The sequence below is a fragment of the Pseudomonas juntendi genome (assembly GCF_009932375.1).
Lineage (GTDB): Bacteria > Pseudomonadota > Gammaproteobacteria > Pseudomonadales > Pseudomonadaceae > Aquipseudomonas > Aquipseudomonas juntendi.
The window spans coordinates 1-314 of the sequence record NZ_BLJG01000492.1; the positions used below are offsets into that span (position 1 = coordinate 1).

The 314-nt window shown below is 64.3% G+C and carries 1 protein-coding gene; it reads left to right on the plus strand.

All coding sequences use genetic code 11. The annotated features are described in order from the left end of the window. Positions 1-314, plus strand: a 314-nt coding sequence (locus GYA94_RS26900) for a DnaB-like helicase C-terminal domain-containing protein (protein WP_161893479.1), incomplete at both ends; no start/stop codon positions are given.

A 314-nucleotide genomic window follows, 5' to 3' on the forward strand; every position in this document is an offset into this window, starting at 1 on the left:
TGGCCGAGGTGTTGCCCAAGGTGTTCGATGGGATGCAGGAAGTGCTGGATGACCGCGCTCCACCGAAGCTCTCGACCGGCCTGGTCGACCTGGACAAGCTGATCGGCTTCCTGCGCCCCAAGAGCATGGTGGTGATCGCCGGCCGCCCAGGCAGCGGTAAGACCATGCTCGGCCTGCAGATCGTCAACCATGTGGCCATCCGCGGCGCGGGCGTGGGTCTGATCTTCAGTCTGGAAATGGACGAGAAGGAGTTGACCGTCCGGACGATCGCCTCGCAGGGCGGCGTTGATCTGCGCCGCATGGAGGAGGTCAAG